Below are 255 nucleotides of genomic sequence, written 5' to 3' on the forward strand. Positions count from 1 at the left end.
GACCCTTGCTGCGGGCGCCCTCACCGCAGGGCTGACCCACCACGGGTCGGCCGAGCCGCTGGAGCTGGTGCAGCACGGCTTCGCCGTCGCGGCTGCGAAGCAGGCGTCCGTTGCTGTCACGACCCCCGAGCCGGTGCGGCCGGACGCGCGGGTGCTCCGGGTCCAGGACGGCGACACCGTCGTCGTACGGCTCCGCAACGGATCCGTGCGCTACGTCCGGATCCTCGGCATCGACACCCCGGAGACCATCCTGGG

1 protein-coding gene is annotated in these 255 nt (G+C 73.3%); it reads left to right on the forward strand.

The annotated features are described in order from the left end of the window. A partial coding sequence (locus tag ACOADB_RS24765) for a thermonuclease family protein (RefSeq protein WP_378605112.1) occupies nucleotides 1–255 on the forward strand: 255 nt, incomplete at both ends.

Origin of the sequence: Nocardioides sp. CPCC 206348 (genome assembly GCF_048654705.1) — a bacterium.
GTDB lineage: Bacteria > Actinomycetota > Actinomycetes > Propionibacteriales > Nocardioidaceae > Nocardioides.